Source organism: Desulfitibacter sp. BRH_c19 (genome assembly GCA_001515945.1).
Classification (GTDB): Bacteria; Bacillota; DSM-16504; order Desulfitibacterales; family Desulfitibacteraceae; genus Desulfitibacter.
In genome coordinates this window covers 145,355-162,541 of record LOER01000034.1, presented here as the reverse complement: position 1 = coordinate 162,541, position 17,187 = coordinate 145,355, and the positions used below count along the sequence as shown (strand labels likewise).

General features: G+C 37.3%; 13 protein-coding genes. All 13 read left to right on the top strand.

The window, feature by feature from the left end; translation table 11 throughout:
• Nucleotides 1-63 precede the first annotated feature (63 nt).
• The 13 genes from APF76_06485 to APF76_06425 all read left to right on the top strand — a co-directional run bounded on the left by APF76_06485 (nucleotide 64) and on the right by APF76_06425 (nucleotide 17,173).
• Nucleotides 64-1,272 carry a hypothetical protein gene (locus APF76_06485; GenBank protein KUO50109.1) on the top strand — a complete coding sequence of 403 codons (1,209 nt, stop codon included), beginning with the start codon at nucleotides 64-66 and terminating at the stop codon, nucleotides 1,270-1,272.
• A 13-nt stretch (nucleotides 1,273-1,285) separates the two neighbouring features.
• Nucleotides 1,286-2,272: an ornithine carbamoyltransferase gene (locus APF76_06480; protein KUO50108.1), complete on the top strand. Its 987-nt coding sequence runs from the start codon at nucleotides 1,286-1,288 to the stop codon at nucleotides 2,270-2,272.
• Between the two features lie 51 nt (nucleotides 2,273-2,323).
• Complete coding sequence (locus tag APF76_06475; GenBank protein ID KUO50107.1) at nucleotides 2,324-3,430, top strand: hypothetical protein; 1,107 nt, start codon at nucleotides 2,324-2,326, stop codon at nucleotides 3,428-3,430.
• A gap of 112 nt (nucleotides 3,431-3,542) precedes the next feature.
• Nucleotides 3,543-4,868: an amidohydrolase gene (locus tag APF76_06470; protein ID KUO50106.1), complete on the top strand. Its 1,326-nt coding sequence runs from the start codon at nucleotides 3,543-3,545 to the stop codon at nucleotides 4,866-4,868.
• A 117-nt stretch (nucleotides 4,869-4,985) separates the two neighbouring features.
• Nucleotides 4,986-6,029, top strand: coding sequence for a hypothetical protein (locus APF76_06465; protein ID KUO50105.1), 1,044 nt, complete (start codon nucleotides 4,986-4,988; stop codon nucleotides 6,027-6,029).
• Between the two features lie 277 nt (nucleotides 6,030-6,306).
• Nucleotides 6,307-6,975: a hypothetical protein gene (locus APF76_06460; protein ID KUO50104.1), complete on the top strand. Its 669-nt coding sequence runs from the start codon at nucleotides 6,307-6,309 to the stop codon at nucleotides 6,973-6,975.
• Nucleotides 6,976-6,992: 17 nt separating this feature from the next.
• Complete coding sequence (locus APF76_06455; GenBank protein ID KUO50103.1) at nucleotides 6,993-8,384, top strand: hypothetical protein; 1,392 nt, start codon at nucleotides 6,993-6,995, stop codon at nucleotides 8,382-8,384.
• A 130-nt stretch (nucleotides 8,385-8,514) separates the two neighbouring features.
• Nucleotides 8,515-10,821, top strand: coding sequence for a hypothetical protein (locus APF76_06450; GenBank protein KUO50102.1), 2,307 nt, complete (start codon nucleotides 8,515-8,517; stop codon nucleotides 10,819-10,821).
• Nucleotides 10,818-11,687, top strand: a complete 870-nt coding sequence (locus APF76_06445) for a hypothetical protein (protein KUO50101.1) — start codon at nucleotides 10,818-10,820, stop codon at nucleotides 11,685-11,687. The genes APF76_06450 and APF76_06445 overlap by 4 nt, the downstream gene beginning before the upstream one ends.
• Nucleotides 11,688-12,161 (top strand): (2Fe-2S)-binding protein, encoded by a 474-nt coding sequence (locus APF76_06440; GenBank protein ID KUO50100.1) that lies wholly within the window; start codon nucleotides 11,688-11,690, stop codon nucleotides 12,159-12,161.
• 28 nt (nucleotides 12,162-12,189) lie between these two features.
• Complete coding sequence (locus tag APF76_06435) at nucleotides 12,190-14,088, top strand: hypothetical protein (protein KUO50099.1); 1,899 nt, start codon at nucleotides 12,190-12,192, stop codon at nucleotides 14,086-14,088.
• A gap of 102 nt (nucleotides 14,089-14,190) precedes the next feature.
• Nucleotides 14,191-15,771 (top strand): hypothetical protein, encoded by a 1,581-nt coding sequence (locus tag APF76_06430; GenBank protein ID KUO50098.1) that lies wholly within the window; start codon nucleotides 14,191-14,193, stop codon nucleotides 15,769-15,771.
• 325 nt (nucleotides 15,772-16,096) lie between these two features.
• Nucleotides 16,097-17,173, top strand: a complete 1,077-nt coding sequence (locus APF76_06425) for a hypothetical protein (GenBank protein KUO50097.1) — start codon at nucleotides 16,097-16,099, stop codon at nucleotides 17,171-17,173.
• The last annotated feature ends 14 nt before the right edge of the window (nucleotides 17,174-17,187 follow it).

The following is a 17,187-nucleotide window of genomic DNA, read 5'->3' as shown; positions in this document are numbered from 1 at the left end:
ATGTCTATTTTTGGCTATCAATTATAGGAGGTTAAGAACTTATTCTAGAGAGGAGAGTGACATATGACAGATTATAAAGATTTGGCTCAAAAGGTTAACGAACAGGTGGAAAACTACTCGGAAGAATTGGTAGACTTTTTAAGAAATTTCATAGCAGCAGAAAGTGTAACAGGAAACGAAGCGCAGGCAGCAAGGCTCTTAGCAGAAGAAATGAGAAGAATAGGCTTTGATGAAGTTTCAGTAGATCAAATAGGTAATGTAGTAGGTAGAGTAGGAAGTGGAAAAACTGTAATCCTCTATGATGCACATATGGATACAGTAGGACCTGGAGATCCAGCTGTATGGGGGTTTGATCCAATAAAAGGAAAACATGAAGATGGGTATATTTACGGCAGAGGAGCTTGTGATGATAAAGGTCCTCTAGCTGCAATGGTTTACGCAGGAAGAGCAATTAAGGACCTCGGCCTAGACAAAGAAGACTTCACCTTATACGTAGTAGGAATAACTGGTGAAGAAGAATGTGAAGGCTTGGCTGTAGCTCATTTAATTGAAACAGAAGGAATAAAACCAGACTATGTAGTTATAGGAGAAGCAAGTGAGCTAAGAATATGTCGAGGACATAGGGGTAGAGCGCTCTATCAAATTACTGTTCCTGGAAGAGCAGGACATGCAAGTGCTCCTCACCTATCTGATAACTCACTATATAAGGCCGCTAGAATTGTGTCAAAAATAGAAGACCTTAATGAACAGCTTATGGAAGATTCCTTTTTAGGAAAAGGCACCATAGCAGCAACCAAAGTAGAAGTTAAAAGTAATTCAATAAACACCATTCCAGGAGAAACAGTAGTGTTTATAGATAGAAGATTGACAGCAGGTGAAACCAATGATTTGGCCTTACAGCAACTAGAAGAAATTGCTAATCCATATGAAGGCAAGGTTGAATTAATGTATTTTGATAGCCCAAGCTATACAGGCTATGTTAAAGAGGCCGAAGAGTTTTTCCCGGCCTGGGTATTAGAAGAGGAGCATTCTTTAATTCAGTCTGGAGCACAGGCTTTCGAAGCACTTTTTAACGAAAAAGCAGTAATTGATAAGTGGGGCTTTAGCACAGATGGAACCTATACAATGGGAAGAGCAGGTATCCCTACCCTAGGCTTTGGGCCAGGCGAAGGAGTTTTATGCCACTGTGAAGGCGAGCGGATATCAGTATCTGATTTAAAGAAAGCATCAGCTTTTTATACATTACTACCAAAAATGATTACAAAAAACTAGGAGGTTACTTATTATGGCATCAACACAATTAAAATTAAAGCACTTTATCAATGAGCAGGATTGGACAAACGAAGAACTAGAAACAGTTATGGACCTAGCAGCTGAACTAAAAAGACAGTCAGGACTAGAAATACCTCATGAGATTTGCAAAAACAAAACATTATTCATGCTATTTTTTGAAGAGTCCACAAGAACTAGAAATGCCTTTGAGTGTGGAATTACACAACTAGGAGGACATGCCAACTACTTAACTCCAAAAGCTACCCAAATTGATCATGGTGAAGGGCCAAAGGATACTGTAAATGTTTTGGGCCGCTATGGTCATGCAATGGGCATAAGAAATACCCTTGTAGGTGGACATGAGTATATGAAAGAGATGGCAAAGCATGCAAAAATTCCTGTTTACAATATGCAATGTGATATTTACCACCCTACTCAAGCCTTAGCTGATTTATTTACAATTAGAGAAAAGTATGGCAAGAATTTAAAAGGACGCAAGTTTGTAATTTCATGGACATACGGCCCTGGATATATTAGACCTTTGTCAATGGCTCAATCTCTAGTTACCTTGATGCCAAGATTTGGAATGGATGTAACTCTAGCACATCCTCCTGAATTTGGTTTACTTCCTGAAGTAATGAAGCAAGCTGAAGAAAATGCAAAGAATGCAGGAGCGAAATTCGAAGTGGTTCACAGTATGGAAGAAGCATGTAAAGATGCAGATATTATTTATGCTAAAAGCTGGGGACCAATAATGCATACAGAAGATGAACAAGAAGGCTTGGCTATCATTGACAAATATAAGGACAAAGGTTGGGTCTGTGACCAAAGAAAATTTGATGTAGCAAAGCATGATTCTATTTATATGCATTGTATGCCAGCAGATAGAGGAATTGAAGTTACTGACGAAGTAATTGATGGGCCACATTCGGTAATATATGATGAGGCAGAAAATAGATTACATGTACAAAAAGCCTTAATGGCATTAACTATGAGATAGAAGTTTTAAAAACTTTTTCAGTAATCCATTGGGAGGAAGGAATGGATAAAAATGAGTGAAATTCAAAAACAAATAGATCTTAGTACGCAGATAGCTGGTGTAAAACTCAAAAGCCCATTTGTGTTAGCTTCGGGACCTCTTTCGTTTGATGCTGAAGGAATGATTAGGGCATATAGGGCTGGGGCAGGGGCTTGTGTTACAAAGACATTAAGAGATAACGCTGCTATTAATCCTGTGCCTCACATAGGGTCATTCGGAAGAGACACTTTAATAAATTGTGAAAAATGGTCTGATTTTGATGCAGACATTTGGATTGAAAAGGAAATACCTAAAGCTAAAAAAGAAGGTGTTGTGGTAATAGGGAGCATTGGCCATACGCCAGAGGAAGCTAAAAACTTGGTAAAAGCCGTTGCAGATGCTGGTGCAGATATGATTGAATTAGTATCTTATTCAGAAGATACAATGATTCCCATGGTAGATATTGCCTGTAGGAATGCAAACATTCCCATCATATGTAAGATGAGCCCAAACTGGCCTGATCCAGCTAGTACAGCAGTCAAATGTTTAGAGGCTGGTGCTCAGGCAATTTCTGCAATAGACTCAATTGGACCTACATTAAAAATTGACATCTATAATGCTCGGCCAGAGATGAATAGTGAAGATGGTTATGGATGGATGTCTGGTTCAGCTATTCGTCCAATTGCTATTAGAATAGTTTCTGAAATAGCAAGGAAGGATTGTAAAGAACTGATAGGTATTGGTGGGGTTACTAAAGCAGAAGAAGCCGTAGAAATGCTGATGGCGGGAGCCGGAGCTGTTGGTGTTTGCTCGATTGCTATGCTAAAAGGTATTGGGGTCTTTGAAAAGCTCAACAAGAATTTATCTAAGTTATTAGCTGAGTTGGGCTACTCATCCATTGAAGCGGTTAAAGGGGCAGCGTTACCAAATTTTCCTAAAAAAGAAATAATAGGGACCCTTGATTTTAAATTTGATGAAAGCCTTTGTACAAAATGTAAAAAGTGTGAAATTGTCTGCTGCTACCTAGCTCGAAAACTAGAATTTCCACAAATGAAGTTGGATGAAGACTTATGTCGCTATTGTGGTTTGTGCATATCTACCTGCCCTACTGGGGCTCTGAAAGGGAAGGTATCTGTTTAATTATAATTAAATACATTTTCTTTATATTTCACAGGAAACAAGGTAAGATAACCATAGTATAAAACATCTTGCTTTGTTTCCTGTTAGTTATTAATTCGAAGGGGGTGACTTTGTGTCACAAACTATTATTCTTGGAAGATATATTTTAATAAACTCTGAGGAAGGCATAATGGAAAATTGGGGAGTTTGCATAGAAGCGAATTTAATAAGCAGGGTAGGTTCCCATGAGGATTTAAAAAGAGAGTATCCGAAAGCAGCTATTATAGATGCTACCGATAAAATAATTGCGCCTGGTTTTATAAATGGACACATGCATATGTATGGAATTTTGTCTCATGGTATAACTGTGGATGCAGCACCAACAGAATTCACTAGTTTTTTAGAAGATTTTTGGTGGCCATATGTAGAAGATCAATTAGACCATGAAATGGTAAAAGCATCAACAGAAATGGCATGTGTAGAGATGATCAAGTCTGGCATAACCACATTTTATGACTGTTTAGAAGGACCAAACTCAATACCAGGGGCTTTAAAGGTTTCAGCTCAAGTGGTAGAAGAGGCTGGTATGCGTGGAATTCTATCATTTGAGGCTTGCGAGAGAGTTGATGAGAGCAATGCTGAGCTCGGTCTCCAGGAGAATGTTGACTTTATTGAGTGGGCAAAAAAGAATTATAAGCTTGTTGCAGGAATGATGTGCATACATACAACTTTTACATGTTCTAAAGACTTTATTAAAAGGGCAAAGCAGTTATCCCAAAAGGTTGGAAGTAAAATTCATATGCACTTGTCAGAAAGTGTATATGAACCTGAATACTCTATGGATAAATACGGGAAAAGGCCAGTAGATATTTATAGTGAGTTAGATTATTTGGATGAAGATGTAGTTGCTTCTCAATGTGTACAGTTAAATAATGTTGAGGTCGAAATTCTAGCTAAAGCAGGTACAAAAGCGGTACACATGCCATTGAGTAACTGTGAAGTTGGGGGTGGTGTTGCACCCATTCCTGATATGCTTGAAAAGGGAATACTAGTAGGATTAGGAACAGATGGTTATATAAATGATTTTTTTGAAGTGATGAGAGGAGCATTTTTGATTCATAAAGCTTATAGGCAAGATCCTCAGGTGATGCCTTCAAGTTTAGTATATAAGATGGCAACTTCAATGGGTGCAAATGTATTAGGCTTTAAAAAATTGGGAGAAATTAAGCAAGGCTACTTAGCTGACCTAATAACAATAGATGCATCTTTACCTACTCCATTAAATAGTGAAAACATATATGACCAGCTTGTATTATTTAAGTCATCGATAGATGTAAAAGATGTAATGATTAATGGCAAATGGATTATGCAAAATAGAGAAATACTTTCAATTAATGAGAAGCAAGCTATAGATAAATGCCAAAAGGCAGCAAAAAAAATGTGGAATAAGCATCAATAATTTGCAAACGTGTGCAGGAATTTGATCTTATCTATAGAATTAAATAAAAAAGGCTTCGTTAATAAAGAGTGGTTTTAATAGTTAATCAAGCTATTTAAAGTACTAGGAGGTCCATTGATGCCTAACTCTTCATCAAAAAAAACAACTGACAAACCAGCCACCTTGAAAGATGTGGCAGAGCTTGCAGGAGTTACACATTCTACAGTATCTAGAGTGATAAACCATCCTGAGATAGTAAATCCCAAAACAAGGGAAAAAATATGGCAATGTATTAGAGACTTAGATTATCAACCTAATCCATTTGCACGTGGACTTCAGACATCCTTAAGCGGGATGATTGCTTTAGTGGTGCCAAGTATAACTAACTTAGCATTTGCAAATTTTGCTCGTGGTGTTCAAAGTTGCTTGGAGCAAAATGAATCATACGGTTTAACTATTGCAAGTTCTGATGAAAATTGTGCCAAGGAACAATCTATCTGTTTAATGCTACGGCAGCATTGGGTAGACGGAGTAATATTTGTTAGTTCTGCTGGCGGGATACCACCTATTGAGTTGTTACCTCAAAAAATGGCTAAGGTTTTAGTAGAACGAAGCTGCAAATCTGAGGATATTGACACTTACCAACTAGATCTGGATGAAGGTGTAAAAAAAGCATGTGAGCATTTATATGGCTTAGGTCACAGCAAGATCGCAATTATATTGGGAGATTCCATGAGTATTACTAGTAAAGAGCGACTAAAATCATTTAAAAAGGCATTGAATGTATTAGAACTGTCCTACAGAAATGAATATATCGAAAAAGGCATGTGGACATCTTGGGATGCAAAGGCTGCAATGATTAGATTATTGCATTTAGAAGATCCTCCTACTGCTGTTTTTGCTATTACAGATACAATGGCAATGGGGGCTATTGCAGGGGCTGCTGAACTTGGACTTAATGTCCCAATGGACGTTTCTATTATTGGTTTTAACAATGAGCTAGGAAGTGCTGAGTATAATCCGCCGCTAACCACTTTGGATACTTCCTCCTTTGAAATGGGTAGAGATGCAGCAGAAACTTTACTTAGGAGAGTTGGAGAACCTGGGAGACCATCGGTTGAGATAATGTATTCCACTAAGCTACTTATTAGAGCTTCCACGGCACCCCCTAAAAAGCTCTAATAAGTGTGTAAAATACTTAGAAATTTTTTAATTTTTTTGCACACGTTAGCAGGAATATTGATGCAGAATGGAGAATACTGAAAATTAAATATACATTGAATTTTAAAAATATCATTATTTATATTTACAGCTTATTTATATGTTCATTTATTTTTATGTATTTTGCATAGAATTAATTGCAAAGAAAAATGAACACGTTAACACATGGAGGTGAGATATGGTCGTTATTGATGGTTATAAATTGATTAGAAAATAATAATAGAAGGAGTGAATTACATTGTCAAACTTATTATTGAAAATTTCTGATGCTGTTAGATATGGCAACAAGGATGAGATTGAAAAGTTGGCGGAAGAGGTAATTGCAAATAATATTAATCCAATTGATGCAATTCAAAAAGGTGGAGTAGCAGGACTGGATAGACTTGGTGTGGCATTTGAAGAGTTAGAGGCATTTTTGCCTGAATTAATGATAGGCGGAGAAACAATGAAGGTATTAATTGATAAGCTTGCTCCTTATATGAAAAATGAAAAGAGTGCCTTTACTGGCAAGGTAGTAATTGGAACTTGTAAGGGAGATCTTCACGATATAGGGAAAAACCTTGTGGGAACAACATTATCAGTTAACGGTTTTAATGTTGTTGATCTAGGTGTGGATGTTAGCACTAATAAGTTCATTGAATTGGCAACTCAACATGAAGCAGATATAATTGCAATGTCATCTTTATTAACCACATCAGCTTATTACATGGAAGATTTAGCTAACAGATTAGAAAAAGAAAATTTAAAATCAAAGTTTAAGGTAATAGTTGGTGGGGGACCCATTGATCCTAATTGGGCGAAAACCATCGGTGTGGATGCGTATGCTAGAACAGCAGTTGGTGCAGTTAAGACACTTAAAGAATTGATGAAGCTTGATAAGGTTTCAGAAACTATAATTGGTGATTAAAATTTGGAGGTGACAAAATGACAAGTTCTGCTAAAGCAATTAAAACGTTAGATAAGGCAAGAATTGGTGAAAGATGTACGGAAAAACAATGGGATTATGAAATAGTTCCAAAGACAATAGCGGAAATAGTGAAAAAATACAAGTTAGAGAAAACATGTGATATAAACAACCCAGTTAATACAGATATGGAATTAGCAGACAGATTTTATCAAGCGGGCTTTGAAGCAGCTACAAGACTTGGTTTGTTATGTACTGATACTGAGACAATTATAAAAGTAAGCGAAGAAGAATTATTAGTAAGTCTCAAAAATGTTCCATCCTATTTGACAGTAGGAGAAGGGGATGAAAAATGTACAATCGCTACTAGAACTCCGAGTGACGGCAATCCCCCAAAATATGGAGGACCCCTATCAATTCAAATGAACGAAGAATACTATGTACCAGTTGCTCAAGGAATACTAAGCAGTAGGTTAATTGATATTCATGAAGGGCCCTCACTTGATACTGTAATGGGATCACCTTTATTAGCTAACAGCCCATACGAAACATTTGCTGGATTTTATGAAGCTCGTTTAAGAAAGGAAGCTCAATGGAGAGCTGGAAGAGTTGGCATTGGCAATATGCTTATAGCTAGTAGCAGCACGGAGTATGGAAATTTAGCAGCTTTTGGTATTTTTAACAAGCCACAAATTTCTTTATGTTTAATACCTTCGGCATTAAAAACTAATTACCCGACACTGCATAAAGTAGTTCAAACCCTTGAGTTTGGGGGATATGTAGAGTCTGGTTCACCAACAATGATAGGTGGCTATACTGGAGGTCCAGAAGGCTGTGCAGTAGGTTCTATTGCAACGGATTTACTGCAGTCTCCTGTACACTTTGCACATATGTCGGGAGCTCCAACTTACGATTTAAGGTACGCAGGAAACTGTGGACGTCATGCACTATGGTCACAAACCATTGCATCACAAGCTACTTCTAGAAATACTAACATAGTTATGCTTAAAACAATCAACCAGGTTTCTGGACCTTGCACAGAAATGTTTTTCTATGAGAGTTTAGCTGGTTTTGTAGCAGCTTCCGTTTCTGGCCTGGAATTTACAATTGGTCCAAGATCAGGCGGTGGAAAATATAAGAACCATTTAACTCCTTTTGAAGCGTGGTATACTTCAGCAGTATTTAAAGGTGCTTCTGGATTAAGTGCAGAAAAAGCTAATGAAATCATTAAGGAAGTGTTACCAAAGTTTGAAAATGAACTTCGTAACCCTCCAAAAGGCAAGAGCTTCCCTGAATGCTTTAATGTACAGACACTAGAACCATCAAAAGAATACTTAGATATGTATTTAAAAATGAGAAAATATGCTGAGGACCTTGGAGTACCAATGCCATCGGATGGAGTTGTATCTTAACATCTACGTTAGTTAACCTCTTTAAATTTCTATATGATTAAGAGTAGCCTTTGTAAGTGGGGGAACCAAACCCCCACTTAATTTTAAATATAGGCACTTTAAATACTTCTAACTACATGGAGGTGAAGATATGCCAATAATTGGTGAAAAAAAGTTTGCATATATTAATAAGCCTTTGCCAAGGGTAGATGGCGTTGACAAAGCTCTTGGTAGATCTAAATACGCAGCAGATCTTGTTTTCCCTAATATGTTATATGCAGGAATGCTGAGGGCAGGATTAAGTCATGCGAAAGTTATTAAAATAGACACTACAAAAGCCAAAAGCATTCCAGGTGTATGTGAGGTTTTGACCCATGAAGATCTACCCAAAACAAAGAGTTGGGCCAACTATATGTATATAACAGATCGGGCAAGGTACGTGGGTGACGTTGTAGCAATCGTAGCAGCAGAAACACGTGAAGCAGTAGAGGATGCGATCAAGGCTATTGAAGTAGAATATGAAGAACTTCCGGGAGTGTATACTATTGAGGAAGCGTTACAAGAGGGCGCCCCTGTAATACATGAAAATGCTCCAGATAATATTTTTTTGGATTCCTGTTTTCCTATTAGAAAAGGTGATGTAGTCAAAAGCTTCTCTGAATGTGATGTGATTATTGAAAGAGAATACAGAACCCAATATATTGAGCACGCTTATATTGAACCAGAAGCTTGTGTAGCAGTTCCTAATCCTTTAGATAGTTCTATGACTGTTTACTCTTCATCGCAAAACCCATATTTTACTAGACGATATATAGCTGATATTCTTCAGTGCGGTGTTCACAAAGTAAGAATTATACAGCAGACCTTAGGTGGAACTTTTGGGGGAAAAGAGGAAGGTGTAGGGTTGATATCTGCTAGGGCTTCCTTTCTTGCAAAAAAAACAGGACGCCCTGTAAAAATTGTACTTACAAGAGAAGAATCCATTCTAGAAAGTTCAAAACGTCATCCATTTAGGCTTAGGTATAAGATTGGTGCTACCAATGAAGGAAAAATAAAAGCTTTAGAGGCTGAGTTAGTTGATAACATTGGAGCTTATACAAACCAAACACAGTACATGAATTTTAGAGCAGCTGTTCATTCTGCAGGTGTTTATGAGATTCCAAATGTAAAAGTAGATGTATATGGTGTATATACTAATAATGTTCATTCAGGTGCAATGAGAGGTTATAGTTCTCCACAAGTTATTTTTGCACAGGAACAGGTTGTAGAAGAGCTTGCCGAGGAGTTGGGTATTGATCCTGTAGAGTTTAGAAGGATAAATGCTCTTAAAACTGGATCCATAACGGCTACTGGCCAGAAAATGGTTCAGCCTGTTACGATACATGAAATAATAGATACTATTATGGAAAAAACACAGTTTGCTGAAAAAAGAATGATATATAATAGTGAAAAAGGTCCAAAAGAAAAAGGTATTGGAATGGCAATTTGTTATAGAGGATGTGGGTTTGGGGCAGAGGCTGTTGACGCAGCTGGGGCTACTGTTACAGCATTAGAGGATGGGACAGTAATAATAAATAGTGGTCTAGTAGAGAATGGCCAGGGATTAAAAACTGCTTATTCTCAAATTGTGGCAGAATCACTAAGAATTCCTCTCGACAAAATTCAATTCATCGGTGTTGATACCCACTCAATGGCGGACTGTGGTATGTCAGTTGCTTCAAGAGGTACTGTAATGGGAAGCCAAGCGATGAAAATTGCTTCTGAACAGTTAAAAGAGATATTGAAGAAGACTGCTGCAGAAATGCTATCACTATCAACTGAAGAAGTTGAATTAGATGAAGGAATTTTTTATAACAAAAATAATTCTGAAAAGAAAGTCTTTTTTAGTGATGTTTGCAATACCCAGCTGTGGACTGGCAGACAAATGTCGGTATTTGTGTGGCACCAACCAAAAGAATTAAATTACAACCATAAAACTGGGCAGGGGGATGCTTTTCCTACCTATTCTTATGGATGTGTTGTTGCTGAAGTAGAGGTTGATACAGAAACTGGTTATGTGGACATTCTGAAGGTTGTATCCTGCCATGACGTTGGAACTACTATAAATCCCGCGTTAGCTAAGGGACAGATATTTGGTGGAATAGCTATGGGGATGGGGTTTGCTATTATGGAAGAAGTAGAATCAAAACAAGGGCAAGTTTCTACCCTGAACCTTGACACCTATTTAATCCCAACAGCATTGGATGTTCCTGAGATGGAAGCAATCCTCTTTGAATGTGATGATACAGAAGGTACTTATGGGGCAAAAAGTTTAGGTGAGCCTGCAACAGAGGCAGTAGGTGCTGCAATTGCAAATGCAGTATATAATGCAACTGGGAAGAGAGTTCGTAATTTACCTGCTAATCTTGAGAAGGTTCTTTTAGGTAAGGACTTAAAAGCAGGAGGTGCTAAACAATGATTAGGTATGGATATAAAAGACCAGATTCTTTAAAGGAAACTTGTCAATTATTAGAAGAATACAATAAACAATCAAGAGTTATTGCCGGCGGAACGGACTTGCTTGTTCAACTCCGTGGTGATGATTCAAAATACATTGGACTAGAATACTTAATAGACATCAGCTTCTTGAAGGAATTAGATTATATTCTTGAGGACAATGATGTTATTCGGATAGGTGCGTTAACTACGCATGACAAAATATCCAAATCTTCTTTAATTCATGAAGAAGCATATTTCCTTGCTGAAGCAGTTAATACTGTTGGTTCTCCCCAAATCCGTCATACAGGTACCATAGGTGGTAGTGTTTGTAATGCATCTCCAGCAGCTGACCCTATTCCCCCCCTCGTTGCTTTAGATGCACAGGTAAAGCTATTAAGCACTAGGGGAACTCGAGTTGTTTCACTAGTAAGCATATTTGAAAAACCATATTCAACAAATATTGCAGCAGACGAGATATTAGTGGAAATTTCATTCAAAAAACTTCCTGCAAATAGCAAAACAGCTTTTCTAAAAGTAGGTCGTAGAAAAGCACTTGCTATAGCTAGAATTAACATTGCTGTCTGTGTTACATTAGATGATGAAGGAAAAGTGAGTGAGGTAAGGATATCTCCAGGGTCGGTTCTGCCCAATCCAGGACGAGTTACAGCAGCCGAAGAAATTCTATTAGGAAATAAACCTGAATTAGATTTAATCGATGAAGCAGGCAAAAAAGTCTCAGAGGAAATGCTTAAAAGATCGGGGATCCGTTGGTCTACTGAGTACAAAAAGCCTGTAATTGAAGCCTTGACAAAGAGGTGCTTAAAAAAAGCATTGGGGGTGTGCTAGGTGGAAAAAATTATTATAAAACTCATAGTGAATAATAAAGAGGTTATGGCAGAAGTTAAACCTTATACTAGGTTAATTGACTTGTTGCGTGAAGAATTAGGTCTCACTGGCACAAAAGAGGGGTGTGGAATTGGGGAGTGTGGTGCATGTACTGTAATAGTTGATGGTAATACTGTCAATTCCTGCCTAACACTTGCTGCTTCAATGGAAGGCAAGAGTGTTTTAACAATTGAAGGCCTAGCTCAAGAAGAAACATTACACCCATTGCAGGAGGCTTTTATTAGACATAATGCAATACAGTGTGGTTTCTGCACCCCTGGATTATTAATGAGTGCAAAAGCATGCTTGGATGAGAATTCCAACCCTTCAAGAGAAGATATCAAGGTTGCAATTTCTGGGAACCTTTGCAGATGTACTGGGTATGAACAGGTTGTAGAGGCAATCGAAGAGGTAGCAGCAAAAGCAAAAGAATGATTATGATAACAAAGGGTTTAAAGTTTTGATGAGGGGTGAAATAATTGGGATAACTGCATATATTAACCTGACAGATAGAACATATAGATTAGAGGAAACTCCAAGTAAAGAGTTACATCGATTTATTGGTAGTCGGGGTTATGCTGCTAAAATATTATATGATAATGTGGGACCAAAAATAGAACCATTAAGTCCAGAAAACTTTTTGATCTTTTCTCCTGGTCCTTTAACTGGTACTCCGTGGCCAAGTTCAGCCAGGTATACTGTGACTGCAAAGTCCCCCCTGACCGGAATTTATGGATATGCCAATTCTTCTGGGCATTTTGGACCAGAAATGCGGAAAGCTGGGTATGATGCTGTTGTATTTACAGGTAAGGCAGAGAACCCCACAGTTGTATGGATAGAAGATGATAAAATAGAATTTATTAATGGCGATAGATATTGGGGTATGACAACATCTGTGGTTGAAAAGGCACTTAGAGAGAGATTTGAAGGTTCCAAGGTAGCCTGTATTGGTCCAGCAGGAGAGAATCTAGTAAAAATTTCTTCTGTAATAAATGACTATGGGAGAGCGGCAGCACGATGCGGTTTAGGTGCTGTAATGGGTTCAAAAAATCTCAAGGCTGTTGTTGTAAAGGGTAAACAAAAGGTTTCGATACCCCCTGAATTCAAAAAGGTTGCACTTAAGTGTATGAAACAAGTAAAAGACCATCCTGGATCGGCAGGGCTTAGGGAATGGGGAACAGCACTATTAATGGACCCCAAGAATGTAGTGGGTGATCAGCCAACAAGAAATCATCAACAGGCTCAATTTGAAGGGAACTTGGGCGTAAATGCAAAAGCCTTAAAAGAATATGTCCAAAAAAATATGGCTTGTTTTGCTTGTCCTATTAGATGCTCAAGATACTCTAGAGTGAGTCATGGGGACTTTGCTTGTGAAACTGAAGGACCAGAATATGAGACAATTAATGCTTTAGGTCCCCTGCTAGGCAATAGAAACATAGAATCAGTAATTTATGGGAATTTATTATGCAATGAGATGGGGATAGATACTATCTCTACTGGAGTAGTAATAGCTTTTGCAATGGAATGTAGAGAAAGGGGCCTGTTAACGAATGAAAGCCTAACACTAGAGTGGGGCAATGAAAAAGAAATCATGGAACTTATAAGAATGATTTCGTACAGAAGAGGTATTGGAAATCTCCTCGCAGAAGGTGTAAAAAGAGCATCAGAGGAAATAGGCGGTGGTGCAGAGGACTTGGCAATGCATGTAAAGGGAATGGAGATGCCAAGGCAAGAACCTAGAATTGTTAAAGGTTTTGGTTTAGCTCATGCAGTTGCAAATAGAGGAGCCGATCATCTATATGCTCTCCCCACCATTGATCTTGCTGGGCATGTTGAGGTAGCAAAAAAATACTTTAGTGATATATTTCCTGAAATAATGGATATAGGTATGGAAAAGCATAAGGGAAGGATGTTAAAGTTTACTGAAGCCTTTAATGCAATTAGTGACAGTGTAGGAATCTGTAAATTCTCTACTACAGAAAACTACTGTTTGTATCCAGAAGACATTAGTGAAGGGCTTTCAGCTTTAGGGCAGAAATATACTCCAGATGAGCTAATGAAAGCTGGAGAGCGCGTAGTTAATTTGGAAAGAATGTATAATGTTCGTTTAGGTTTAGATCGAAAAGCAGATCAGCTTCCAAAAAGATTTTTAAAAGAAGGAATTTCAGTTCATAAGATGGTTTCTGAAGATGGCATTACTTTAGAAAGAAAAGAAGTAATGAAGAAGGACTTAACAATAAAGCTTCAGGAAATGCTTGACGAGTATTATTGTGTTAGAGGATGGGATATTAACGGTATCCCAACAGTAGATAAATTAGAAGAACTAGATTTGGAAGATATGATAGGGGATTTGCCAACATAAAAGCTAACTAAATGGATACTAAGAAGCAAAATTTATAATTTGCTTCTTAGTATTTGTGCTTTGCGAGAATATAATGGGGTTAGAATAAAAGGGGGTGTATCAATGCAAACAGTTCTTACTGTGGCATTAGGATATATTATTGCTGTGATTATTTCTATGCTCTTTAACGTAACTGGATGGAGTGGATTTATTATCATAGGTGTTATAAATACAGGTCTAGTTACGGCAGGGTTACACTTATTTTCTAAAAAAAATGATACTAACAGCATTGCGTCTAAAATCTCTGAATTGGCAAATGGAAATTTAATTCTGGATTATCAAGATCAAGATAAAGGCTATGAAGCAGTAAATGATTCATTGTTTGAGCTATCAAAAAGCTTAAAAGAATTGTTATTTTTTAATTTACAAAACTCTGTACAGATAGCAAGAAATGTTCAAGAAATAAAAGCTGGTTCTATGGAAGGTGGTAGAGCATCTGAGGAAATTGCCTCCAAAAACCTATTTATTGCCGAAAAGAATTCCTCTCAATTAGAATCTGTTAATAAAACTCTATACTTTACAAAGCAGATTGCTGAAAATGTAGAGGAGACTTCACGATCTGCTTCTGAAGCATTTGCTGCTGCAAACACCTCAACTAATGCAGCTGCCCAGGGAGGAGAAGCTGCTGAGGAAGCCCTTGTTAAAATGCATGAGATCAATGAAAAAGTATCTCAAACTGTTCAAAAGGTGGTTTCGTTGGAGGATAAGTCGCTTAGGATCAGTAATATAACTGAGGTAATTAGAAACATAGCAGAAAGGACAAATCTTCTTGCTTTGAATGCTGCAATAGAGGCTGCACGTGCTGGGGAACAGGGAAGAGGGTTTGCAGTTGTAGCTGATGAAGTTAGAAAGCTTGCTGAACAATCAAATAAAGCTTCTCTTGAAATAGCTGTTATTATATGTGAAATACAGCAGGAAATTGGTTTAGTTATTAATGTCTTTAATGAACTAACAAAGTTTGTTAAAGAAGGTGTTGTTGTTATGCAAAGTACTGGAGGAGCATTAGAAAATATTATTTTATCAGTTAAGAATACAGAAGAAAAAATAAGCCTAATAAGGGATTTGATGGAGAATACTAATAGAACTAGTGGAAAAGTACTAGAAATAATGACACAAACACAAGCCTTAGCCCTAGAAACGAGCAACTCAACTGAAGAAGTCGCCGCTGCATCACAGGAACAAAATTCTTCTTTGGAAGAAATTAACGAAGCAGTAGATGTCCTTTCTGGTTTGGCGGAAAAAACAAAGCAAGTTATTGCTTCCATGGTGATGGATAGACTAATGTATACAAAGGTTTTAGAATTAAGAAAATACTTTCAATCAGACATTTCACTAGAAAAATTATCCATTGCTAATTTGCAGGATTTAGCTGACAGCTTAGGTGTTGATCAAGTAAGTATATCAGATACAAATGGAGTTTTTCAGTATTCTAGTAAAGAGACAATAATCGGGCTAAAGCTTTTTGAGATTGACCCTCAAATTAAAGAGACTTTATTTATACATAACAAACCGTATTATGTTAGTCCCATAGTGCCTAGCGCAGATGATGGGAGATTATTTAAATACTTAATGATTAGTTGTGAAAACGGACATATATATCAGGTTGCATTATCCTACGATTTTCTTGTTAAATTATTGAAATAGAGAAAAAATACATAACAATTCTATTATGGCAATCTTATGAAAACTTACATAATATTAGAAGGAAATTACACTATTTTATAGAAATGTAGAAAAGAGATTAAGCAGATTTATAACTTACTGACAAAATGAACACGTTAACATATGACTTTATGAATTTCTAAAATCAGGACATTAATCAATCTTCCTGAAAATGAACACCTTAACATTAATGTTTAACAATTACAAGACTTCCTTGTAATTGAAGCGCATATACACTTTCATATGCTCTATGACCCCAGTAGAAAAACTATGTAAGGGGGGATGAAGAGAAGAAAGAAGTCATATCATGAACATTTATGATGAGATAGTTCTGTTAGGAGAGGGTTCTACCCAGGTTTTTATTTTGAAATGGGAGGAAGTAAAATTGATGAAAAGTAGTAGGATTTTTATAGTTATAGTTGCGGTTTTGTTTAGTACCATTTTGTTTTCTGCTTGTGGGAATGATGTAGCTGAAGAAGATGGTACTTTCAGAGTAGCTCTACTTCTTGATGGAAATATTGCTGATGGTGGCTGGAATCAACTTCCATATGAAGGTTTGATGAAAGCAATAGATGATTTTGAAATAGAAGGAAGCTATACTGAACAAATTGCAACTGAAGAGATTTCAGATGTAATGCTTGATTATGCATACAACGATTATGATTTGATTATTGCAAATGGGTATACATTTAGTGATGCCCTGCAAACAATTTCAGAAGACTTTCCTGAAATTATGTTTATCGGTCTTAATGTTCCACTATCCGGACCAAACCTTGCAACGGCCAGAACAACTTATGGAATCAACGGACATCTTGCGGGAGTATTAATGGGAGAAATGACAAAAACAAAAAAAATAGGATGTGTAGCAGCGGTTGACTCCCCCCAGATGCAAACTGAACTTGGAAACTTAAGGTCCGTGTTAGAAACAATAGATCCAGAAATAGAGTTGAGTGTAGTATATACAGGTGACTGGTCCGATATTAGTTTAGCAAGAGAAGGAGCCTCCTCATTAGCGGATGATGGAGTTGACATTATCCTTAATAATATCGATGGGGCAACCGGAGCTGTTGCTGCATTAGCTGCAGAAAGAGGCATATATGTGGTAGGTTGGACTGGGGATGAAGCACATCTTGATCCTGATGTTATTTTGTCAAGTCTCGTTATCAGAAATGACGTAGTTTTATATAATGTAATTGAAAGAGTTCTTGCAGGTGAATATTCTCCTGGAGAATCTATGAAGATCGGTCTTGAAGCCGAGGCGATTGGATTTGGGGAGTTTGGAAATGCTGTTCCTCAGGATTTGATTAACAGATGCATAGAAGAACAAGCAAGCGTTGAAGATGGAAGTATCGCAGTCAATATTGATGTGCCAGGCTGGGATTAATCTCAAATAACTCT